Below are 20,292 nucleotides of genomic sequence, written 5' to 3' on the forward strand. Positions count from 1 at the left end.
GCCGGAGACGGCCTCGCCGCCACGCATGAGCTCAACCAAAGGGGGAGCCGGACGCCTTGATCCGGCAGGCCAAGGGCTACCCGGTGCGGCTCGACGTGCCGAACCGCCTGGTCTACTCGCCGCACGAGTACGCCACCTCGGTGTATCACCAGGAGTGGTTCGACGACCCGTCCTACCCCGCGAACATGCCCGCCATCTGGGACCGGTACTGGGCTACCTGTACAAGCAGAACATCGCCCCGATCATGGTGGGCGAGTTCGGCACCACGCTGGCGAGCAACATCGACAAGGTCTGGCTCCAGGAGCTGATGAAGTACCTCGGGAGCGGCGTCAACGGCATGTCGTTCACGTACTGGTCGTGGAACCCCAACTCGGGTGACACGGGCGGCATCCTCAAGGACGACTGGACCACCGTCGACCAGGCCAAGCAGAGCATCCTCCAGCCGTACCTGATCCCGCCCACAGGCGGCGGCACGCCGTCCCCCTCGGCCTCGCCGTCTGTCACGCCGTCGGCCTCCCCGTTGGCGCCCCCGTCCGGAGGGAAGACGTGTACGGCGACCTACACGGTGACCAACTCGTGGAGCGACGGCTTCCAGGGCGAGGTCGCGGTCAAGAACACCGGGACGGCGGCGATGTCCGGATGGACGGTGAAGTGGACCTTCCCGAACGGCCAGACGATCAGCCAGCTCTGGAACGGCACGCTCGCCGCGAACGGCTCCTCGGTCACGGTGACCAACCTGAGCTGGAACGGCGCTCTGGCGGTGAACGCCTCGACGACGTTCGGCTTCAGCGCGTCCTTGTCCGGCGCCAACGACAGCCCGGCGTCGGTCACCTGCACCGCCTCCTGAACGCCGCCCCCGTGGGGCGGCCGGTCAGGACAGCGCGGCGGAGATGCGGCTGAGCATCTCCTCCAGGATCGGCTCCGAGGTGCCGAAGTTGAGCCGCGCGTAGCCCTCGCCTCCCGGGCCGAACAGCGGCCCGGGGTTCAACCGCACCCGCGCCTCCCGTTCCAGGTACGCCGCCGGATCCTCGTCGAGGAAGCCGAGGTCGAGCCACCCCAGATAGGTGGCCTCGGGGATCCGGTAGCCGACCTGGGGCGGGAGCCGCTTGGCGATCAGGCGGCGGTTGCGGTCGAGGATGGTGAGCACCTCGGCCAGCCAGTCGTCGCCGTGCCGCCAGGCGGCCACCGTGGCCTCCACACCGAACAGGTTCGGCGCGCCGTAGATGTGGGCGGGCTGCGCGTCCACCGCCTCGCGCACGGCCGCGGAGCCGAGGTGGGCGACGCAGCAGCGGATGCCGCCCATGTTGAACGCCTTCGTCGCGGACGTGAGGGTGACCGTGCGCTCGGGGAGGATCGTGCCGAACGGGATGTGGGTCCGCGGCGCGTACGTCAGGTCGGCGTGGATCTCGTCGGAGATGACGAGGGCGTCGTGCCGCTCGGCGTAGGCGGCGAGGGTGGCGAGCTCCGCCGCGGTGAGCACGCGGCCGGTCGGGTTGTGCGGGTTGACCAGGAGCAGCACGTCGGCCCGCTCGTCCGGGACCTCGAACCGCCAGCCGTCGCCGTCCGGCACCATCGGGACGGGGAGCAGCCGCCGGCCCATCTGCGCGATCGTGTCCAGGAACGGGTGGTAGGCCGGGGTGTGCAGGGCGACGGTGTCACCGGGGCGGGTGGTCAGGTGCAGCAGCACCTGGAGCGCCTGGTTGACGTCGCTGTACGAGCGGACGTGGCCGGGGTCGAGGCGGAAGCCGTACCGGGTCTCCATGCGCTCGGCGAACGCCTCGCCGAGGGGGCCGACGGTGGGCTGATCGATCCAGGTGGGGTAGCCGAGGTCGGTCTCGACGCGGCGGATCAGCGCCTCGCGCACCGCTTCCGGAACAGGGAAGTCCATGTCGGCGACCCAGGAGGGGATCACACCGGGTGCGGTCTCCGACCACTTGAGGCCGTCGCGGCGGGATGCCGCCTCAAGGGTGAGCTGATCAAGGTTGCGCGTCACACCAGTAAGCCTATTTGCGGCATTCACCCGCATTGCCCATTGGCCAGCCTGTCACGCTGGTGCTCCGCGGTGACCTGCGTCACCGCGGAGCGACGCGTGGACGAACCGGGCTGCCGGTGTCGTCGGTGGTGCTCCGGCCTTCAGTCAGGCCGGGGGCGCGTCAAAGCTTGCGCAGGACGGCGGTGACCTTGCCCAGGACGGTCGCCTCGTCGCCCGGGATCGGCTCGTAGTTGGCGTTGTGCGGAACCAGCCAGACGTGGCCGTCCTTGCGCTTGAAGGTCTTGACCGTGGCCTCGCCGTCGATCATGGCGGCCACCACGTCGCCGTTGTCCGCGACCGGCTGCTGGCGCACCACGACCCAGTCGCCGTCGGCGATCGCCAGGTCGATCATCGAGTCGCCGCTGACCTGCAGGAGGAACAGCGTGCCCTCGCCGACGAGCTGCTTGGGCAGCGCGAAGATGTCCTCGATGCTCTGCTCGGCCAGGATCGGGCCTCCGGCCGCGATGCGGCCGACGAGCGGCACGTACGCGGCGGTCGGGCGGCTGAAGCTCGGCTCCACCTCAGGGGCGTCCGGATCGACCCACAGCACCGGCTCGCCCGGCAGCCGGACCTCCAGCGCGCGGGGCCGGTGCGGGTCACGGCGCAGGTAGCCCTTGCGCTGCAAGGCGGTGAGCTGATGCGACACGCTTGAGGTGCTGGTCAGCTGGACCGCCTCGCCGATCTCGCGCATCGACGGCGGATATCCGCGCTGCTGCACCGAGTCGCGGATCACCTCGAGGATCTTGCGCTGCCTGGGGGTGAGACCAAGGGCATCCCGCCTGCGCACCGCCAGGTCGTTGACGCTCTCTTCCTGCCCGCTCACCAAACCACCTCCCAATCCGTGTTCTTCATGTCGCACAGAGCGACGGTACCTCGATCGAAGATCATCTTCAAACAATTGTTCGATTCGATGTGAATCGCCGTCACCTGCGCAGTTGTATCGACATCGTACGGGAGTTCGATCGACATCGTGTTCGATATTGCCGAGATTTCGCCGATCTTCTTGTAGGGTGCCGCGCGATGCTGTTGGGGTGGGCGACACGCCCGAGCTTCCAGACGGTTCCGCTGGTTGAACAGCCACTTCGCTCGGCGGGGGTCCGCCGACTTGCGTTCAAGGTCGGGCACTTCTACGGTTGGACCACAACATCTAGTAGTTACAGAGATGTACTTCACCACAGCTTGTGTTTCCGTGACCGCTTCACGACGTTTTCGTGAAGTGGGCGCAAGCGTTTCCAGGGAGGCGATGACGTGCACTGCCCGTTCTGCCGTCACCCGGACACGCGGGTCGTCGACAGTCGCTCGACAGAGGACGGGGCGGCCATCCGCCGCCGGCGTACCTGCTCCGAATGCGGGCGCAGGTTCACCACGCAGGAGACCGTCCTCCTCATGGTCAGCAAGCGCAGCGGGGTGACCGAGCCGTTCTCGCGGGACAAGGTCGTCGCCGGAGTGCGGCGGGCCTGTCAGGGACGCCCGGTCGGCGAGGATTCGCTCGCCCAGCTCGGGCAGCTGGTGGAGGAGAACATCAGGGGCACCGGATGCGCCGAGATCGCCTCGCACGAGGTGGGGCTCGCCATCCTGGGGCCGCTGCGCGAGCTGGACGAGGTCGCCTACCTGCGTTTCGCCTCCGTCTACCGGGGGTTCGAGACGCTCGCCGACTTCGAGGCCGAGATCGAGCAGCTCAGAGGCGCGCGTACCGCCGTCCAGCAGTAGCGGCGGAAGGTGGCGGGGCCGCGCACGTCGGCCGTCGTCACTCAGGGTGATCAAACAGACACGTGATCGGATGCGAGGGGCTCCCACCGGGCCCCGGGAGGGGGAATTCATGACGGAGATCGTGAACGGCACCGAGACGGGCACCGGGGGACGCGGCGGCAAGCGGCCGCGTAAGGGTCTGAAGATGAAGCGCGTCTTCACCACCCCGGGGGTCCATCCGTACGACACGGTCACCTGGGAGCGCCGCGACGTCGTCATGACGAACTGGCGCGACGGCTCGATCAACTTCGAGCAGCGCGGCGTGGAGTTCCCCGACTTCTGGTCGGTCAACGCCACCAACATCGTCACCAGCAAGTACTTCCGCGGCGCCGTCGGCACGCCACAGCGCGAGTCGAGCCTGCGGCAGCTCGTCGACCGCGTCGTCGACGTCTACACCAAGACCGGCGTCGAGAACGGCTACTTCGCCACGGACGAGGACGCCGAGATCTTCGACCACGAGCTGAAGCACGCGCTGGTCCACCAGGTCTTCAGCTTCAACTCGCCCGTGTGGTTCAACGTGGGAACCGCCTCGCCGCAGCAGGTGAGCGCGTGCTTCATCCTGGCCGTGGACGACCAGATGGAGTCCATCCTGGAGTGGTACAAGGAAGAGGGTGTCATCTTCAAGGGTGGCTCCGGCTCCGGGATCAACCTCTCCCGCATCCGTTCCAGCAAGGAGCTGCTCTCCAGCGGTGGCACGGCCAGCGGGCCGGTGTCGTTCATGCGCGGCGCCGACGCCTCGGCGGGCACCATCAAGTCCGGCGGCGCCACCCGCCGGGCGGCCAAGATGGTCGTCCTCGACGTCGACCACCCCGACATCGAGGAGTTCATCGACACCAAGGCGCGCGAGGAGGACAAGATCCGCGCGCTGCGGGACGCCGGGTTCGACATGGACCTCGGCGGCAAGGACATCGTGTCCGTGCAGTACCAGAACGCCAACAACTCCGTCCGCGTCTCCGACGAGTTCATGCGCGCGGTCGAGAACGGCGGCGACTTCGGCCTGCGGGCACGGCTGACCGGCGAGATCATCGAGAAGGTCGACGCCCAGTCGCTGTTCCGCAGGATGGCCCAGGCCGCCTGGGAGTGTGCCGACCCCGGCCTGCAGTACGACGACACGATCAACGACTGGCACACCTGCCCGGAGACCGGGCGCATCACGGCCAGCAACCCCTGCTCGGAGTACCTCCACCTGGACAACTCCTCCTGCAACCTCGCGTCGATCAACCTGCTGAAGTTCCTGCGCGACGACGACACGTTCGACGTGGACAACTTCGTCAAGCTGACCGAGCTGATCATCACGGCGATGGACATCTCGATCACCTTCGCCGACTTCCCGACCGAGAAGATCGGCGAGACCACCCGGGCCTACCGGCAGCTCGGCATCGGCTACGCCAACCTGGGCGCGCTGCTGATGGCCACCGGCCATGCGTACGACTCCGAGGGCGGCCGGGCGATCGCCGCGGCGATCACCTCCCTGATGACCGGAGTCTCCTACCGCCGCTCGGCCGAGCTCGCCGCGATCGTCGGCCCGTACGACGGCTACGAGCGCAACGCGGAGCCGCACAAGCGCGTCATGCGCAAGCACGCGAGCGCCAACGACGACCTGCGTACGCTCGACGCGATGGACAAGACGATCCACGCTGAGGCGACCCGCCAGTGGCAGGAGTGCCTCCGGCTGGGCGAGAAGAACGGCTACCGCAACGCCCAGGCGTCGCTGCTCGCGCCCACCGGCACCATCGGCCTGATGATGGACTGCGACACCACCGGCATCGAGCCCGACCTCGCCCTGGTCAAGTTCAAGAAGCTGGTCGGCGGCGGCTCCATGCAGATCGTCAACCAGACGATCCCGCGGGCGCTGCGGCAGCTCGGCTACCAGGAGGAGCGGGTCGAGGCGATCGTCGAGTACATCTCCGAGCACAGCCACGTGGTGGACGCCCCCGGCCTGCGCACCGAACACTACGAGGTGTTCGACTGCGCGATGGGCGAGCGGGCCATCGCCCCGATGGGCCACGTCCGGATGATGGCCGCCGTCCAGCCGTTCCTGTCCGGCGCGATCTCCAAGACCGTCAACCTGCCCGAGACCGCCACCGTGGACGACATCGAGCAGGTCTACCTGGAGGGCTGGAAGCTCGGGCTGAAGGCCCTGGCCGTCTACCGGGACAACTGCAAGGTCGGCCAGCCGCTCTCGGTGGCGAAGAAGACCTCCGAGAGCGTCTCGGAGGAGACCGCCCCCGAGGTCCAGGTCATCGAGGTGCCCCGGCCCACCCGGCGGCGCCTGCCGAACCAGCGGCCGAGCATCACCACGCGGTTCACCGTGGGCGGGGCCAAGGGCTACATGACGGCGTCGTCCTACCCCGACGACGGCCTCGGCGAGGTCTTCCTCAAGATGTCCAAGCAGGGCTCGACCCTCGCGGGCGTCATGGACGCCTTCTCCGTCGCCATCTCGATCGGCCTGCAGTACGGCGTTCCGCTGGAGACCTACGTCCAGAAGTTCGTCAACATGCGGTTCGAGCCGGCCGGCATGACCGACGACCCGGACGTCCGGATGGCCCAGTCCGTCATGGACTACATCTTCCGGCGGCTGGCGCTCAACTACCTGCCGTACGAGGACCGGGCCGCCCTCGGCATCTTCTCCGCCGCCGAGCGGGCCGCGCAGGCGCGCGGTGAGGACCCGGCCGCGCTGCACGAGGTCGTGGACACGGCGGCGCTGGCCCAGTCCGCGCCGATCGAGCCCAAGCGCGCGGAGGTGGCGCGCCCCGAGCCCAAGCGCTCCTCCTCCGACTCTCTGGAGAGCCACCAGGGCCGTACGGCCGACGCGCCGCTGTGCATGACCTGCGGCACGAAGATGCGCCCGGCGGGTAGCTGCTACGTCTGCGAGGGCTGCGGCAGCACCAGCGGCTGCAGCTGAATCCCGGCGCCGTCAGGGATGTGAAATAGCAAGTCGAAGCGGGGAGCCGGCGAGATTCCGGTTCCCCGCTTCTGCTTGTTCGCTCTGCGCGGATGCTGGGCTTCACGGGTTGGACATGCCCGCTTGGGCTTCAGGGGCGAGCTGCCGACGATGCGATGGCGAGCCGGTGGATTCGTCACTTTGCTGATAGTCGGTGAGGTCGCGCAGGTGCCGGATCGGTGAGGCCAGCAGGACCAACGGTATGCAGATGGCCGCGGCGACAAAGATCATCAGGGTGGCCCGGCCGCTGAGTAGCCCGGCGATCGCTCCGGCGATCAACCCGCCGATCGGGATCGCGCCCCAGGAGACGAAGCGGACCGTGGCCATCACCCGAGGCAGCAGGTCGGGCGGGCTGGCGATCTGCCGGTACGTGCGGGTCACCACGCTGAGCACCACGACGCCGGCGGAAAATACCACGTTGCCGACGGCGAAGGCCGCGAGGCCCTGCCAGCCGGTGCCGAGGGGAACGATGAGCGCCCCGGCGACCATGACGAAGCCGGAGACGATCAGGGTGCGGGCGGTGCCGAGCCTGGCCGTGACCTGGTTCGTCAAAGCCGCGCCGATCAGGGCGCCGACGCCGTCCGCCGCCAGCAGAAGGCCGACGAGGCCGGGCTCGGTGTGCAGCTCGCGTACGAGGTACAGCGCGTACAGCGCCTGCTGTGCCCCGCAGACCGTGTTGGCCGCGGTCGCGGCCCACATGCACGGACCCATGACCGGGTGGTGCACGACGAAACGCCAGCCTTCGCGGATCATCGCGCGCACCGGTGGCCAGCGGTCGGGGGCCTCTGCGCGGCGTTCGGGCAGGGTCCGCAGCAGCAGGGCTGAGACAAGGTAGCTGGCCGCGTCGACGAGGAGGGTGGGCACCGCCCCGAGCACCTGGATGAGGAGACCGCCAACCGACGGCCCACCGAGCTGAGTAGTGGCGTGAGTGCCGGACGTCAGGCTGTTACGGGACTGCAGCTGCTCCTTGCTCACGATCGACGGCAGGAAGGTCGAGTTGGCGACGTCGAAGATGACGTTCGCGAAGCTGATCACGAGGGCCACGATCACCAGCTGGGCGACCGTCAGCCAATCCAGCCACCAGGCCAGCGGGATGGAGATGACCGCCGTCGCGCGGGCCAGGTCGGCGGCGACCTGAACCCTTCGCATGGGGAGTCGCTGCACCACCACCCCGGCGGGCAGGCCTATCACGATCCAGGCGACGTAACCAGCGGCGGCGATCATGCCCAACTCGAACGCGGAGGCGTCGAGCACCATCAAGGCCGTCAGCGGCAGCGCCACCGCGCCTACCGCCGAGCCGACCGCGCTGGTCGTGCCAGCCGTCCACCACCGCCAGAAGACGCCCACCCCACCTCCAGTGTCGATTCCCATCCCAGCGCCCCTCCTGAGTAAGTTCCAGAATGGAACGCACTATACTTGAGTGCGTGAAGCGCGCCGATCTGCCCGACTCCGACTGCGGTATCGCACAAGCGCTCGGAGTGATCGGCGACTGGTGGACGTTCCTGGTAGTGCGGGACATCGCGGGCGGCACCACCCGCTTCGACAGCCTTCAGCGTGAGCTCGGCGTCAGCCGTCGAGCTCTGGCCGAACGCCTGGCCGGGCTCGTCGAACACGGGGTGCTCGAGAGGCGGCCCTATTCCGATCGCCCGCCGCGCTACGACTATGTGCTGACCACTAAGGGTGAAGGCCTGCTGCCGGCGCTCATCGCCCTGCAAGATTGGGGCGCCAGACATGTGATGGGCGATGGGGCGCTGACCGCGACCAGCGAGGACGGGTCCGCCGAGAGCCGTCGCGTGCACAAGCTGGTCAACCGGAAAATGCCGGATGTCGTGCTGGAACGACATGACGGCGAGCTGGTCGCGCCCAACGCACCGGGCAGCGTCTGGACGGTGCTCTACTTCTTCCCCGGCGCCTTTGCCCCGGACACCCAGGGCTACCCGCCTGGTTGGGCCGACGTCCCAGGGACGAAGGGTTGCACGTTGGAGGCTCTTACCTACGCGTCACGGTGTGCCGACTTCGAGGCGGCAGGTGCCACGATCCGAGGCGTGAGCACCCAGCGACCCGACCAGTTGGCCGCCTTCGTCACGCACGCGAGGTTGCCCTATCCCCTCCTGTCCGACCAGGACAGCAGACTCGCCGCTGGGCTGCTGCTGCCGACCTTCCGGGCGGCCGGCGTCGACCGCTTCAAGCGCCTCACCCTGTTGGTCGACGCCGACGCGATCATCCGCGCGGTGCAGTTTCCGATCAGCGATCCGGCCGGTTCGGTGGATGAGATGCTTGCCCTCGTCCGCAGTCAATGACAACGATCCGTGCGCGTCGTCGCCCATCGCCCGCCTGCTCTTCACCGCCGCGATAACCTCCTCACCCCGGAGCGGCGCGCGTACCTCGACAAGCTCGGAGCAGGGCATCCTCCGCACCTGTGAGATTCCGGTTCCCCGCTTCTGCTTGTGCCCCCTGCGCGGATGCGCGGCTCTCGCGTCCCCACGCCGAGCCGGAGGCGCGAGCCGTGATCCGGCGAGCCGGACCACGTCGTCGCGCAGCGGTGCGCCGCTGCCGCGGCATGGCTGGACCGCACGGCACATCTGAAGTCACCCCTCGCCTGACCGGCGTCAGGCACGCAGGTGGAGGGTGCCAACTGGACAGCCGCTGAGCCACGTGGAAAAGCTCACTGCATGATTTCGAGGTGCGGGTGGTCGAAGGACGTGGGGCAGGTATAGATCTGCATGTTGTACCCGCGGCCGATCTGCACCATTGGAGGGTCGGACGGGTTCCGGATCCCGACAGGGCCCGTGTGGTCGCGATCTTCGAGGGGAATCCAGCTGCCGCTGCCTCCGTCCCACTCGCCCGAACTGATGGTCAGCAGCGGCCGGTACTCCGAGCCGCAGGTGTCACAGTTCATCGGCCACGGGTCGCAGAAGCTCCAGGGGCCCCAGCCGCCGACCTTCCAGCCAGGAGCGACGCTGTGCTCGAACTGGTAGTACGCGCTGCCGGCATACTGCTCATCGTCTGGGTGCAGTTCGGCCCACTCGGCGCGCCCCCACGCGTGCAGGCGCTCCGCGAGTTCGTCGGGAAGCTCGTGGGATGCGGGGTACTCGGTGACGACCTCGGGGTGCAGCACGCACGGCTCCGGTACGTAGTGGCCGAAGTGGTCGACGTCGAGCGGAGCGGGTGGGTTCGTGAGCACCTTCTGGACGTCAGTGGAATCTCGCCAGATCAGACGAGCCGTGGGCATGCCCCCTTTGTGGTCGAGCGGGCACCACAGTACTTGGAGGACGTCTGCTCCTTCGGGGCCGACGAGCCCCGGGACATCGCGGAGGTACAGCTGTGCGACGGGCAGAAGCGGATTCGGCGCACTGTGCGGAGGATGCCCTGCTTCGAGCTTGTCGAGGTACGCGCGCTGCTCCGGGGTGAGGAGGTTCTCGTGGGACGGCCGGGGCCGGAGCCACGCAGCCTCCAGCAAGTCGCGGCGCCGGCGGATGTCGTCAAGTGAAGCGGGCGGCTGCCAGTGGTCATGTTCGTCGCTGCAAGCGGGCCAGTCCTCGTCGGCGGGCCAGAGCAGAGGCCCGCCGATCGAGCTCTCGTGGATCGTGGGCCGGCCCGGGCGGGGATGCAGGCGAACCGCCCGCCGCGCCAGCGGCACCAGCTCAGGGAACACGGCGGCGATGTCGACCGGCCGAGGTGGAGTGGTCCTCGCCATCTGAACTCCTTCAGTTCACCCGCAAGTGTCGGCGGGACTCTATCCGCATGCCCCGACAGATCCATCTACAGCTTTGGCGGGCAGAAGGGGACGCTGGGGGCGTGAGCTCGGAGCGGGGCCCCGGACAGCCGGCGCCCCGCTCCCGCTTTATGCCGACATGTGCCCCGCGGGCGCCGTCACGCTGTCACGCTGTCCGCGAGGAGGCGCTCCGCGATCGTGGACACGAAGAGGCCGGGGTTCTCGAACGGGAGACCATGACCGCCGGGGAGCGACACGAGATCCGCCCCCGGGATCGACTCGGCCAGCTCGCGCTGGTGGTGCGGCGGCACGATCCGGTCGTGGGCGCTGGAGATGATCAACGTCGGCGCGGTGATCTTCGGGAGCAGCGCGGTGATGTCGACGTCGATGTCGGCCCGGGCCTGCCGTACGAACCCGGCTTCCGCGCCGTCCATGAGGGCGGCGAACCCGGCCGTGGCCTGCTCGAAGTCGGCGAGGTCGCGGGCGCGGAGCGTGTCGTCGCCCATGGCGGTCACCTGGAGCAACCGGGCCAGCAGCTCCCTGTCGACGCGCATCAGGCGGATCCAGAAGTCCATCTGGAAGGCCATCCAGGGATCCGTCCTGGCCCACCCGGCATGTGCGACGAGTGAGAGCACCCGCTCCGGTCGCGTTCCCGCCGCGGCCAGGGCGACGACGGCTCCCAGCGAGTGGCCGACCAGGTGGAACCGCTCCAGCCCGGCGTGGTCGGCCGCGCCGAGGACCTGAGAGACGAGGTCGTGGATGTGGATCGGGCCGCCGTCGTCGACGGTGGCGCCCGAGCCGGACAGGTCGGGGGCGACCACGGTGAACCGGTCGGAGACCGCCTCGATGAGCGGCGCCCAGTTCGTTTCCCCAGTGGCGCCCGTGCCGTGCACGAGCACCAGTCCGGGACCGCTTCCGGTGACCAGGTAGTTGACGGTGCCGGAGTTCACTTCGACGGTGGGCATGACTGCTTCCTTTCAGGCGGTGAGCGCCGCGGGTTCGCCGCGGCGTGCGGACATCAGACGGCCGACGGCGAGCGCGCCGGCCAGGGACAGGGCGGTCAGGATCCACAGCGCGGTCTGTAACGCGCCCGCGTACCCGGCGGTCGCGAGGCGCGTGAACTCCAGGTGATCGGCTCCGGGCGGGACGGCTCCCGCCATGTCGCCCTGGAGCAGGCGCGAGGTGGCGCGGGCGGCGTCGGCCGTGCCGTACCGGACGGTCAGGCTCGCCTGGGTGAGCGTGGACAGCACGGCGCCGAGCACGGCGATGGCGACGACCTCGCCGGTGATCCGCGCGGTGTTGAACAGCCCGGCGGCCATGCCGGCCTGCGAGGCGTCGACGGAGGAGATCGCCGCGCCGTCCATGACGGCCAGGGAGACGCCGAACCCGATCCCGATGATCAGCAGCGGCGCGGCCAGCCGCGCCGGACCCGACCCGGCGGGCAGCAGTGCCAGCAGCCCGGTTCCGGCTCCGACCAGCAGCAGCGTGGTCACGAGCAGGGCGCGCTGGGACAGGCGGCGGGCCATGACGCCGGTGAGCGGCGGCACGATCAGCGTCGGCCCGGTGAGCAGGATCAGCGCCAGCCCGGCCTGTCGGGCGGAGTAGCCCAGGGTGGCCATGAGGTAGGGCGGGAGCACGATGGTCGGCGCGACGAAGCCGAAGGCGAGCAGGAACGGCATCGAGGAGATCGCCACGAAACGCGGGCGGGCCAGCAGTGACAGGTCGACCAGCGGAGCGGGGTGACGCCGCTCGATCACCGCGAAGGCGGCCAGCAGGACGGCGCAGGCGACGAACCCGCCGGCCACTCCCGGATGGGTCCACCCGAGCGCGGGCCCCTCGACCACGGCGAACGTGAACGCGGTGAGGCCGAGCGTGAAGGTGATCGCGCCGCCCCAGTCCACCGGGCCGCGGGCGGGGGCTCGGGACTCGGTCAGCAGCGCGGTCGCGGGCAGGATCGGCAGCAGTACGAGCGCGGCGGCGGTGAACAGGCTCCGCCAGCCGATCGCGGTGACCAGCGCTCCGGCGATCAGCGGGCCGAACGCCAGGCTGAGGCCGATGGTGGTGCCGAACCAGGCGAAGGCCTTGGATCGGGAGACTCTCCCCGGGAAGGCGTGAGCGAGCAGCGCGCTGCCGCCGGTCGTTGTGGCGGCGGCGCCCGCACCCGCCAGCGCCCTGGCGAGGATCAGCACGCCGATGTCCTGTGCCGCCGTAGCCAGCAGCATGGCCGCCGCGAACAGCGCCAGACCTCCGATGAACATCCGGCGCCGCCCGATCCGGTCGGCGAGGGAACCGGTGCACGCCATGAGCGCGGCGAAGGTGAGGAAGAAGGCGTTGACCACCCACTGCGTGGAGGCCAGGTCGGCCCGGAGGTCCGCGCCGATGTCGCCGAGCGCCTCGGCCGTGCCGGTGGCGGTCACCGGGACGCCCGGCACCGCGGCGCAGACCACGGCCAGGGTGGAGGCGGGAGAGCGACTGACAGGCATCGATAGAACACTCCAGCTCTGATGACCATAAAAGCTCTGATGGAAAACAGAGCATGGATTGTCCGGTGGGCTACGTCAAATCGGTAGTAGGGTTCAGGCGTACATCAGGACTTTGATAGTTCGGGGAGCGCGGGTGGGAACCGACGAGAAGAAGGTCGCGGAGTCGGTGGCGTGGCGTCCCGGCGGTGCCGTCAAGCGTGCCGAGCAGGCGCTGATGGCGGAGAAGAGCCGCGTGCTGCGCCCGTTCGGGCTGACCGTGCCGCAGTACGCCGCGATGTACGCGCTCTCGCTGGCCCCCGGCATCTCCGGGGCGAAGCTGGCCCGGCTGTGCTCGGTGACGCCGCAGAGCATGGCCACCGTGATCAAGACGCTGGAGTCGCGCGGCCTGGTCGAGCGCCGTCCCTCCAGCGACCATGCGCAGGTGCTCGTCACCCGGCTGAGCCGGGCCGGGCAGGCGCTGCTGCGCAAAGCCGACGCCGAGGCCGTGGCCGTGGAACGCCGCCTCGTGGACGCCTTCACGCCCGACGAGATCGCGTTGCTGCGGGAGCTGCTCGAACGCGCCGTCGTCGTACTCACCGACGGCGGGCACGACGACGACGGCGCCGGCTCTTTCTGAAGGCCGGCTCTTTCTGACGGCCGGCCCGCGGACCGGCGGACCCGGGCCGAGGGGCGCCCACAAGGGCGCGGCTAGGCTGCCGTCATGCCCGATCGCATCCTGGACTCGCTGGCCCACCCCGTCGTCCTGTCGCCCATGGCGGGCGGCTCGGGCACGCCCGAGCTGTGCGCGGCCGTGTCCGAGGCCGGAGGGCTGGGATTCCTCGCCGCCGGATACAAGACGGCCGAGGCCGTGGCCGCCGAGATCGAGCGGGTCAGGGCCGCCACGGATCGCCCGTTCGGGGTGAACCTCTTCGTCCCCGGCGATCCGGCCGATCCCGACGTGGTGGAGGCCTACGCCGCCGAGCTCGCGCCGGAGGCGGAGCGGTACGGCGTCGAGCTGCCCGACGTCCCGCTCGACGATGACGACGACTGGGACGCCAAGCTCGACCTGCTGCTCCGGAGCCCGGTGCCGGTGGTGAGCTTCACGTTCGGGTGTCCCGACCTCAATCTCGTCGACCGCTTCCACGACGTGGGGACGACTGTCGTGGTGACCGTCACCGACCCCGGTGAGGCGGTGGCCGCCGTGGTCGCCGGCGCGGACGCGTTGTCTGTGCAGGGGCCGGAGGCGGGCGGGCACCGGGGTTCCTTCGTGCCGCGCAAGCCGTACGGGCGCTCCGAGCCGGGGCTGCTCGACCTGCTGGCGGCGGTCCGCGCGGCCGTCCGGACGCCCCTGATCGCGGCGGGCGGCATCGGCGACGCGGCGGCGGCCCTGGCCGCGCGGGAGGCGGGCGCCGCGGCCGTACAGCTCGGGACGGCGTTCCTGCTGACGCCGGAGAGCGGGGCCAGCGCCGTCCACCGGGCCGCGCTGCGCGACCCCCGGTTCACCTCGATGACGGTGACCACCGCGTTCTCGGGACGGCCCGCGCGCGGCCTGACCAACCGGTTCATCCTCGATCATCCGGACGCCCCGGTCGGCTACCCCGCCGTCCACCACCTGACCACGCCGATCCGCCGCGCCGCGGTGGCGCAGGGCGACCCCGGCGGGGTCAACCTCTGGGCGGGCACGGCCTGGCGGCTGGCCGAGGAGCGTCCGGCGGCGGACGTGGTACGCGAGATCGGCCGGGCGCTCGCCTGACCTCGTCCGGGCCCGGCCGTTCCACGTGAAAGGTCAGGAGGCGGCGAACCGGACCAGCCCGGCGGTGAGAGCGGCGGCCGCCGCGCAGGCCACGATCATGAGATCGGTGCCGGCGGCGAGCCCCTGACCGGCGGTGACCGCCGCGGTCAGCGCAGCGCCCACCGAGGAGCCCACGTACCGCGCGGTGTTGTTCGCCCCGGACCCCATGCTGGCCCGGTGCCGCGGCACGCTCTCGATCGCGAGGTGGGTGAGGGACGCGTTGACCAGTCCGCTGCCGATCCCCGCGACCAGGAGCCCGGCGAGCGCCCGCGGAGCCGACCAATGGGCCATCGTGCCGAGCAGGGCGAGGCTGCCGGCGGCGGAGAGCAGCAGACCGAGCGCGAGCCGGCCGCGGGCGGCGAGCCGCAATCGGGGAGCCAGGAGCGCGGCGACGAAGGACGTGCCGGACCAGAACGCGAATACCGCGGCGGTGGCGAGCTGCGTCATGCCGAGGGCCGACTGGAGCACGGTCGGCAGATAGCTCATCAGCCCGACGATCGCGATGCCGGTGACCAGCGCGCCGCCGGTGGCGACGAGGAACGACGGGCGCCGGAACAGACCCATGTCGATCAGCGGCTCGGGACGGCGGACCTCCACCAGGGCGAAAGAGGTCAGGAGAACGGCCGCCGCGGCCAGGGCCGCGAGCACGACCGGCCGGGACCAGCCCAGCCGTGCCTCGGTCACGCCGGTCACCAGGGCGGCGAGCCCGAGGGTGAGCGTGACGGCGCCGGGCACGTCGAGCCGCCGCCGCCCTGGCCGCTGCCCCGGCCGCGGCTCCGTCCGCGCGGGCAGCGTGCGGGCCGCCAGCACGGCCAGCACGACGGAGCAGGCGGCCGTCAGCCAGTACACGCCGCGCCAGCTCGACAGCGTGGCGAGCCCGCCCGACACCAGGGGGCCGATCGCGATGCCCAGGCCGAGCATCGCGCCGTACCGCCCCGTGGCCCGCACCCGCTCGGGGCCCGGGGGAACGACCTCGCCGACCACGCCCAGGCTGGCGGCGAGCAGCGCCGCGCTGGCCACCCCCTGGGCGAAGCGGCCGATCACGAACACCGGCACACCTCCCGCGAGGGCCACGATCGCGCTCGACACCGCGAGCGACGCCATGCCGACGACGTAGACGCGCCGGCGGCCGTGATCGTCGGCGAGCCCTCCGGCGAGGAGGAGCGACACCGCGAGCCCCAGGGTGACGGCGTTCAGCATCCAGACCGGGCCGGTGGGACCGGCGTCGAGCGCGCGGGCGGCCTCCGGCAGCGTGACCATCGGCGCGGTGTAGTTGATCAGCGCGAGCAGTGGCGCCGCGCACGCGACCGCGAGGGTCGCCGGCCGGGCCCGCAAGGGAGCCGGGGTCTCGACCAGCACAGGACCTCCAAGGTTCGGTCATTGAACTGACGGCGCGACGATAACACGGGTTGGTTCAGTGAATGAACTAAGATGGCGCGAAAGGAGGGCGGCGCTGATGGGGCTCGGCAAGAACTACGAGGGGCAGGACTGCTCCCTCGCCCGGTCACTGGAACTGCTCGGCGAGCGGTGGACGCTGCTCATCGTGCGCGACGCGCTGTACGGCGTGCGCCGGTACGGCGACTTCCTCGCCCACCTCGACATCCCGAGGGCGGTCCTCTCCCAGCGACTGTCCGCGCTGGTGGACGCGGGGGTCATGGAGCGGCGCCGCTATCAGGAGTCCCCGCCGCGCGAGGAGTACGTCCTGACCGGCAAGGGGAGGGAGCTCTGGCCGCCGGTGCTCGCCCTCGCCCAGTGGGGCGAGCGGCACATGAGCGCCGCGGGGCCGCGCCGCGTCTTCCGTCACGTCCCCTGCGACGCGCCGATCGGCGCGGGCGCCACCTGCTCGGTGTGCGGGGCGCACGTGCCCGCCGAGGAGGTCGAGATATGGCCCGGTCCCGGCGCCGACCTCACCCGCGAGGACCCGGTGAGCGTCGCGCTGCGCGGGCCGCACCGGATGCTGGAACCGCTGCCCTGACCTCCGGCCGGGCTTCCGGCGTCAGCGCCGCTGGCAGGCGGGACACCAGAACAGGTTGCGCGCCTCCAGGTCGGCGGTGCGGATCTCGCCCCCGCAGATGTGGCAGTGCTGCCCGGACCGGCGGTAGACGTACACCTCGCCGCCGTGGTCGTCCACGCGCGGCGGCCGTCCCATGGCCTCGGGCGTGTGCTCGGGGCGTACGGTGTCGATCCGGCCCGAGGCGGCGCCTTCGCGCATGAGCGCGACGAGGTCCGCCCAGATGGCGTCCCACTCGGCGCGGCTCAGCTCGCGGCCGGGGCGGTAGGGGTCGATCCCGTGGCGGAAGAGCACCTCGGCCCGGTAGACGTTGCCGACCCCGGCGATGATCTTCTGCTCCATGAGCAGCGCCGCGATCGGCCCGCGTGACCGGGTGATCCGCGACCAGGCGCGTTCGGGGTCGTCGTGCGGCCGCAGCGGGTCGGGGCCGAGGCGGTCGTGCACCGCCCGTTTCTCTCCGGCGGTGATGAGCTCGCAGGCCGTCGGCCCGCGCAGGTCGGCGTAATCCCGCTCGTTTTCCAGGCGGAGCCGTACGGCGCCGACGGGTGCGGGCGCGGGGGCCGGGCCGAAGGCGACCTTTCCGTACAGGCCGAGGTGGACGCGCACCCAGCCGTGGCCGTCGAACCCCTCGAAGCCGAGGAAGAGATGCTTGCCGTGGGCGTCGGTCACGGCCATGCGCTGCCCGTCGAGCAGGGCCGCGCTGTCGGAGAACTTGCCCTGCGGGCTGCTCGCCGCGACCACGCCGCCCGTGAACCGCCGGCCGTACTCGGCGGCGAGCAGGTGGATGATGTGACCTTCGGGCATCGGCGGGCAGCGCTCCGGGGAGTCGGGGGAGAGGGGATCCCCACCATATCGGGGGTTCCGGCCCGCCCCGGGTGGGCCGCGGGTCAGTCGGTCTCGAACGCGAGCCGGTCGGTGAGCCAGCGGTGGAACTTGATCGCGTACCTCACCCAGTGGGCGACCACGGTGGTGAGGTGTTCGCGGGTGACGCCGGCGCCGATGTAGAGCTGGGAGTCGCCCACGATGCGCAGCACGCCGCTGTCCTGGGTGAAGGTGTAGACCTTCGGCCACATGGTGTCGGCGTTCCACTCGTTCAGCGCGCTGACCAGCATCGGTTTGTCGTCGACGGAGTAGTGCCGGTCATAGAAGGTGCGGATCGTGAACAGGTCGCCCTCGGAGCCGAACAGGAAGTAGACCGTGAGCTCCGGCGTGGCGATGGCGATGTCGCCCTCAGCGTCGAGGGTGTGGTCGAGGTCCAACTCGTCCAGGATCTGGGTGATCAACTCCTGATCGGGCCGGACGACCGCTGGGGAAGGGGTCACGGCCCCATCCTGCCTCATCAAGTGCGCGAGGCGCCCCCGTATGCCGGGGGTCCCCGGGCGTCACGGGCCGGATCACCGCCGTGCGCCTTCCGAGGGCGCGCCCCCGGACGTCACGCTGGTGAAATCCGCCATGAACCGGGCGAGCAGCCGCGCTAGGTCGGCGCGATCCGCGCCGCTCCAGGAGGAGACCACCCGCTCGATGACGCCGCGCCGGAACTCGTGGATCCGCTCTGACGCCTCGACCCCCTCGGAGGTGCGGACGAGCAGCGACCGGCGTCCGTCGGCCTGGTCGGCCTCGCGCCGGATCAGCCCCGCCTCGACCGCGGCGGTCACCAGCTTGCTGGCGCGCGGCTGGTCCACGCCGAGCGCGGTGGCGACCGTCGAGACGGTGGCGCGCTCCCCGTCGCGCTCGGCGGCCTCCACCACGTCGAGCACGTCGAAGACCGCGCCCGATGCGCTCGCGCCCGACAGCCCGGCGAGTGTGCGGCGCCGTTGGGAGCGCCTGATCGCGACCATCGCTCCCTCGATGACGGCGATCTCGTCCATGGCGTCACGCACTCCTTGGTGATACATAACTATTGACATGTAGCTGTCACTCTACATCTATCGAGGGAGATCTCGTGGATAAGCCGATCGGGTACTGGCTCAAGCGCGTGGACCGCCTCATCGAGGGCGACTTCCAACGCGTGCTCGCGGGGGAGGGTGTGCGGCGCCGCCACTGGCAGGCGCTCAACGTCCTCAAGGAGAACCCCGTCAACGAGGAGGAGCTGGCCGAGGCGCTGCGCCCCTTCTGGGCGGAAGGGGAGATCTCGGTGGGCGAGGTGCTCGCCGACCTGCGGCGCCACGGTTGGGTCACGCCCGAGGCGCCGTACGCGCTGACCGAAGAGGGAAAGGCCGCCCGTGAGCGGCTGGCCCTGGCCGTCCACGCCGCGCGGGCGCGGATCCTGCGCGGTGTCGGCGACGAGCAGTACCGGACCGTGGTCGAAACCCTGCAAACGATGGCGGCGAACCTGGAGCCGGCCGGGCGGTAGGCCTGAGGCCGCCGCCCGGAGGCGGCGGCCGTCCCGCCCGTCCCACCCGTCCCGCCCGTCCCGCCCGTCCCACCCGTCCCGCCGTCCCGCCCGTCCCACCCGTCCCGCCGTCCCACCCGTCCCGCCGTCCCACCCGTCCGCCCGTCCCGGCCGCCGCGTCGTCAGCCGAGGCGGGTGCCGGCGCGGAGCCGTACGTGCTCGGGGACCTCGTGGGCGGCCGCCGGGTCGGTGACGGGGGGCTGCCAGGTGGCGGCGAGCGGCAGCACGCCCGCCCACACGTCGTGCGGGTCGTCGGCGTCGTCCGGCGGCCCCTGGCGGACCTTGACCGAGGCCTCCTCCAGCGAGACGGCCAGGATCACGGTGGCGGCCAGTTCCTTGCGGTTCGGGCGGCGTGCGTAGTCCCACTGGCCCGGGGCGGTGTGCTCGGTGAGGATCCGGAGCGCCTCCAGCTTCTCCTCGCCCTCCAGCGCCCGCGGCACTCCGTAGATCATCGCGCTGCGGTAGTTGACGCCGTGCTCGAACACCGACCGGGACAGCACCAGGCCGTCGACGTGGGTGATGGTCACGCACATGGGTGTCGGTCCGCCGGCCGCGAGGCTGCGGCTGGCGACCGACCCGTGGATGTACAGATTGTCGGAGTCGAAGCCGTAGGCGGTGGGCACGACCATGGGCGCGCCGTCCACGATCACTCCGAGATGGCAGACGAACCCGGCCTTCAGCACGTCGAACAGCTCTGTCCTGTTCGTACGGCCCTGCTCGCGCAGCCTGCGGTGCCGGGTTCGCTCCGTTGACGACAAGTCGGGCATGTCACGCATGAGGTGACATCAAATCAGTAGTCGGGCGTCCCGGGAAGGTCAGGCGGCCGAGGTCGGGTCGGGCTTCGGGAAACGGATGACGTTGCGGCCCGCGTATGCCCGCATGTCCACGATCTTGTTGTCGTTCTTGGGCTTGCGGCGCAGTACGGACCTGATATCCCGCACCTTGCCGAACGTGTCGAGCGACTCGTCGAGTGACGTGACCACCTTCAGCATCTTCCCGATCCCCCCGACCGTGACGATTCCGTTATTTACCAAGATGTCTACCGATCTACCCGTAAAACTGGTGTAAAGCGGTGATATCTGGCGGGACCTTTGTGACTAATGTGCCATGACCTGTTCGCGAGCCCTCGGCCGGGGTGGCCTGGAGCCGCCGCCGCTCGGGCCCCCATACGCGCGGCGGCTTCCCGTCCGGACTG

21 protein-coding genes are annotated in these 20,292 nt (G+C 70.5%); 8 read left to right on the forward strand and 13 right to left on the reverse strand.

The genetic code is table 11. The annotated features are described in order from the left end of the window. The first annotated feature begins 154 nt into the window (after nucleotides 1–154). The gene (locus tag ACQP1V_RS11225; protein WP_433421725.1) at nucleotides 155–847 is read left to right on the forward strand and encodes a cellulose binding domain-containing protein; all 693 of its coding nucleotides are present in this window, start codon (nucleotides 155–157) and stop codon (nucleotides 845–847) included. Between the two features lie 24 nt (nucleotides 848–871). On the opposite strand, the gene ACQP1V_RS11230 is transcribed toward ACQP1V_RS11225, so the two are convergent. The 3 genes from ACQP1V_RS11230 to ACQP1V_RS11240 form a co-directional block, all read right to left on the reverse strand. Continuing rightward, a complete protein-coding gene (locus ACQP1V_RS11230) occupies nucleotides 872–1,993 on the reverse strand; it encodes a MalY/PatB family protein (protein ID WP_433421728.1) in 1,122 nt (373 codons plus the stop codon). A gap of 160 nt (nucleotides 1,994–2,153) precedes the next feature. Beyond that, nucleotides 2,154–2,855, reverse strand: coding sequence for a transcriptional repressor LexA (gene lexA, locus ACQP1V_RS11235; protein WP_067130681.1), 702 nt, complete (start codon nucleotides 2,853–2,855; stop codon nucleotides 2,154–2,156). Further along, on the reverse strand, nucleotides 2,852–3,286 hold the full coding sequence (locus ACQP1V_RS11240; protein ID WP_433421730.1) for a hypothetical protein: 435 nt from the start codon (nucleotides 3,284–3,286) through the stop codon (nucleotides 2,852–2,854). The genes lexA and ACQP1V_RS11240 overlap by 4 nt, the downstream gene beginning before the upstream one ends. Here ACQP1V_RS11240 and nrdR point away from each other — a divergent pair. Continuing rightward, nucleotides 3,281–3,742 carry a transcriptional regulator NrdR gene (gene nrdR, locus ACQP1V_RS11245; protein WP_067130684.1) on the forward strand — a complete coding sequence of 154 codons (462 nt, stop codon included), beginning with the start codon at nucleotides 3,281–3,283 and terminating at the stop codon, nucleotides 3,740–3,742. The two genes, ACQP1V_RS11240 and nrdR, sit on opposite strands and share 6 nt — an antisense overlap. A 109-nt stretch (nucleotides 3,743–3,851) precedes the next feature. Next, nucleotides 3,852–6,686, forward strand: coding sequence for a vitamin B12-dependent ribonucleotide reductase (locus tag ACQP1V_RS11250; protein ID WP_433421733.1), 2,835 nt, complete (start codon nucleotides 3,852–3,854; stop codon nucleotides 6,684–6,686). 102 nt (nucleotides 6,687–6,788) lie between these two features. Here ACQP1V_RS11250 and ACQP1V_RS11255 read toward each other — a convergent pair whose 3' ends face one another. After that, nucleotides 6,789–8,096: an MFS transporter gene (locus ACQP1V_RS11255; RefSeq protein WP_433421735.1), complete on the reverse strand. Its 1,308-nt coding sequence runs from the start codon at nucleotides 8,094–8,096 to the stop codon at nucleotides 6,789–6,791. Between the two features lie 53 nt (nucleotides 8,097–8,149). Here ACQP1V_RS11255 and ACQP1V_RS11260 point away from each other — a divergent pair, with 53 nt between their 5' ends. Next, nucleotides 8,150–9,025, forward strand: a complete 876-nt coding sequence (locus ACQP1V_RS11260; RefSeq protein ID WP_433421737.1) for a winged helix-turn-helix transcriptional regulator — start codon at nucleotides 8,150–8,152, stop codon at nucleotides 9,023–9,025. Nucleotides 9,026–9,390: 365 nt separating this feature from the next. Here the strand turns inward: ACQP1V_RS11260 and ACQP1V_RS11265 are convergent, their stop codons facing one another. From ACQP1V_RS11265 to ACQP1V_RS11275, 3 genes are all read right to left on the reverse strand, one after another. Then, entirely contained in the window at nucleotides 9,391–10,422 is a 1,032-nt protein-coding gene (locus ACQP1V_RS11265; RefSeq protein WP_433421739.1) for a hypothetical protein, read from the reverse strand. Between the two features lie 176 nt (nucleotides 10,423–10,598). Beyond that, nucleotides 10,599–11,405, reverse strand: coding sequence for an alpha/beta fold hydrolase (locus tag ACQP1V_RS11270; RefSeq protein WP_433421742.1), 807 nt, complete (start codon nucleotides 11,403–11,405; stop codon nucleotides 10,599–10,601). Nucleotides 11,406–11,417: 12 nt separating this feature from the next. After that, a complete protein-coding gene (locus ACQP1V_RS11275) occupies nucleotides 11,418–12,923 on the reverse strand; it encodes an MFS transporter (RefSeq protein ID WP_433421745.1) in 1,506 nt (501 codons plus the stop codon). Between the two features lie 133 nt (nucleotides 12,924–13,056). Between ACQP1V_RS11275 and ACQP1V_RS11280 the strand changes: the two genes are divergently transcribed. Then, a complete protein-coding gene (locus ACQP1V_RS11280) occupies nucleotides 13,057–13,539 on the forward strand; it encodes a MarR family winged helix-turn-helix transcriptional regulator (protein WP_433421748.1) in 483 nt (160 codons plus the stop codon). A gap of 84 nt (nucleotides 13,540–13,623) precedes the next feature. Further along, on the forward strand, nucleotides 13,624–14,655 hold the full coding sequence (locus ACQP1V_RS11285; RefSeq protein WP_433421751.1) for a nitronate monooxygenase: 1,032 nt from the start codon (nucleotides 13,624–13,626) through the stop codon (nucleotides 14,653–14,655). Nucleotides 14,656–14,688: 33 nt separating this feature from the next. Here the strand turns inward: ACQP1V_RS11285 and ACQP1V_RS11290 are convergent, their stop codons facing one another. Continuing rightward, nucleotides 14,689–16,053 (reverse strand): MFS transporter, encoded by a 1,365-nt coding sequence (locus tag ACQP1V_RS11290; RefSeq protein ID WP_433421754.1) that lies wholly within the window; start codon nucleotides 16,051–16,053, stop codon nucleotides 14,689–14,691. Nucleotides 16,054–16,150: 97 nt separating this feature from the next. Between ACQP1V_RS11290 and ACQP1V_RS11295 the strand changes: the two genes are divergently transcribed. Beyond that, the gene (locus tag ACQP1V_RS11295; RefSeq protein WP_387412676.1) at nucleotides 16,151–16,669 is read left to right on the forward strand and encodes a winged helix-turn-helix transcriptional regulator; all 519 of its coding nucleotides are present in this window, start codon (nucleotides 16,151–16,153) and stop codon (nucleotides 16,667–16,669) included. 21 nt (nucleotides 16,670–16,690) lie between these two features. Here the strand turns inward: ACQP1V_RS11295 and ACQP1V_RS11300 are convergent, their stop codons facing one another. The 3 genes from ACQP1V_RS11300 to ACQP1V_RS11310 all read right to left on the reverse strand — a co-directional run bounded on the left by ACQP1V_RS11300 (nucleotide 16,691) and on the right by ACQP1V_RS11310 (nucleotide 18,573). Beyond that, complete coding sequence (locus tag ACQP1V_RS11300) at nucleotides 16,691–17,509, reverse strand: Fpg/Nei family DNA glycosylase (RefSeq protein ID WP_433421757.1); 819 nt, start codon at nucleotides 17,507–17,509, stop codon at nucleotides 16,691–16,693. 83 nt (nucleotides 17,510–17,592) lie between these two features. Then, nucleotides 17,593–18,027: a YbjN domain-containing protein gene (locus tag ACQP1V_RS11305; protein ID WP_387412673.1), complete on the reverse strand. Its 435-nt coding sequence runs from the start codon at nucleotides 18,025–18,027 to the stop codon at nucleotides 17,593–17,595. 72 nt (nucleotides 18,028–18,099) lie between these two features. Next, nucleotides 18,100–18,573, reverse strand: coding sequence for a MarR family winged helix-turn-helix transcriptional regulator (locus ACQP1V_RS11310; RefSeq protein ID WP_433421761.1), 474 nt, complete (start codon nucleotides 18,571–18,573; stop codon nucleotides 18,100–18,102). 74 nt (nucleotides 18,574–18,647) lie between these two features. On the opposite strand from ACQP1V_RS11310, the gene ACQP1V_RS11315 reads away from it, so the two are divergent. After that, a complete protein-coding gene (locus tag ACQP1V_RS11315; protein ID WP_433421764.1) occupies nucleotides 18,648–19,058 on the forward strand; it encodes a MarR family winged helix-turn-helix transcriptional regulator in 411 nt (136 codons plus the stop codon). Between the two features lie 161 nt (nucleotides 19,059–19,219). Here ACQP1V_RS11315 and ACQP1V_RS11320 read toward each other — a convergent pair whose 3' ends face one another. Both ACQP1V_RS11320 and ACQP1V_RS11325 read right to left on the reverse strand, forming a co-directional pair. Then, nucleotides 19,220–19,864: a pyridoxamine 5'-phosphate oxidase family protein gene (locus ACQP1V_RS11320; protein ID WP_433421767.1), complete on the reverse strand. Its 645-nt coding sequence runs from the start codon at nucleotides 19,862–19,864 to the stop codon at nucleotides 19,220–19,222. A 48-nt stretch (nucleotides 19,865–19,912) separates the two neighbouring features. Continuing rightward, nucleotides 19,913–20,089: a hypothetical protein gene (locus ACQP1V_RS11325; protein ID WP_169806542.1), complete on the reverse strand. Its 177-nt coding sequence runs from the start codon at nucleotides 20,087–20,089 to the stop codon at nucleotides 19,913–19,915. Nucleotides 20,090–20,292 lie beyond the last annotated feature (203 nt).

Origin of the sequence: Microtetraspora malaysiensis (assembly GCF_050947145.1) — a bacterium.
Lineage (GTDB): Bacteria > Actinomycetota > Actinomycetes > Streptosporangiales > Streptosporangiaceae > Microtetraspora_A > Microtetraspora_A malaysiensis.

Coding starts and splice junctions, on each gene's coding strand:
- ACQP1V_RS11325 (WP_169806542.1), bottom strand. CDS start 20,089: ATGCTGAAGGTGGTCACGTCACTCGACGAGTCGCTCGACACGTTCGGC.
- ACQP1V_RS11295 (WP_387412676.1), top strand. CDS start 16,151: ATGGGGCTCGGCAAGAACTACGAGGGGCAGGACTGCTCCCTCGCCCGG.
- ACQP1V_RS11300 (WP_433421757.1), bottom strand. CDS start 17,509: ATGCCCGAAGGTCACATCATCCACCTGCTCGCCGCCGAGTACGGCCGG.
- ACQP1V_RS11270 (WP_433421742.1), bottom strand. CDS start 11,405: ATGCCCACCGTCGAAGTGAACTCCGGCACCGTCAACTACCTGGTCACC.
- ACQP1V_RS11250 (WP_433421733.1), top strand. CDS start 3,852: ATGACGGAGATCGTGAACGGCACCGAGACGGGCACCGGGGGACGCGGC.
- ACQP1V_RS11275 (WP_433421745.1), bottom strand. CDS start 12,923: ATGCCTGTCAGTCGCTCTCCCGCCTCCACCCTGGCCGTGGTCTGCGCC.
- ACQP1V_RS11265 (WP_433421739.1), bottom strand. CDS start 10,422: ATGGCGAGGACCACTCCACCTCGGCCGGTCGACATCGCCGCCGTGTTC.
- ACQP1V_RS11285 (WP_433421751.1), top strand. CDS start 13,624: ATGCCCGATCGCATCCTGGACTCGCTGGCCCACCCCGTCGTCCTGTCG.
- ACQP1V_RS11320 (WP_433421767.1), bottom strand. CDS start 19,864: ATGCCCGACTTGTCGTCAACGGAGCGAACCCGGCACCGCAGGCTGCGC.
- ACQP1V_RS11255 (WP_433421735.1), bottom strand. CDS start 8,096: ATGGGAATCGACACTGGAGGTGGGGTGGGCGTCTTCTGGCGGTGGTGG.
- ACQP1V_RS11310 (WP_433421761.1), bottom strand. CDS start 18,573: ATGGACGAGATCGCCGTCATCGAGGGAGCGATGGTCGCGATCAGGCGC.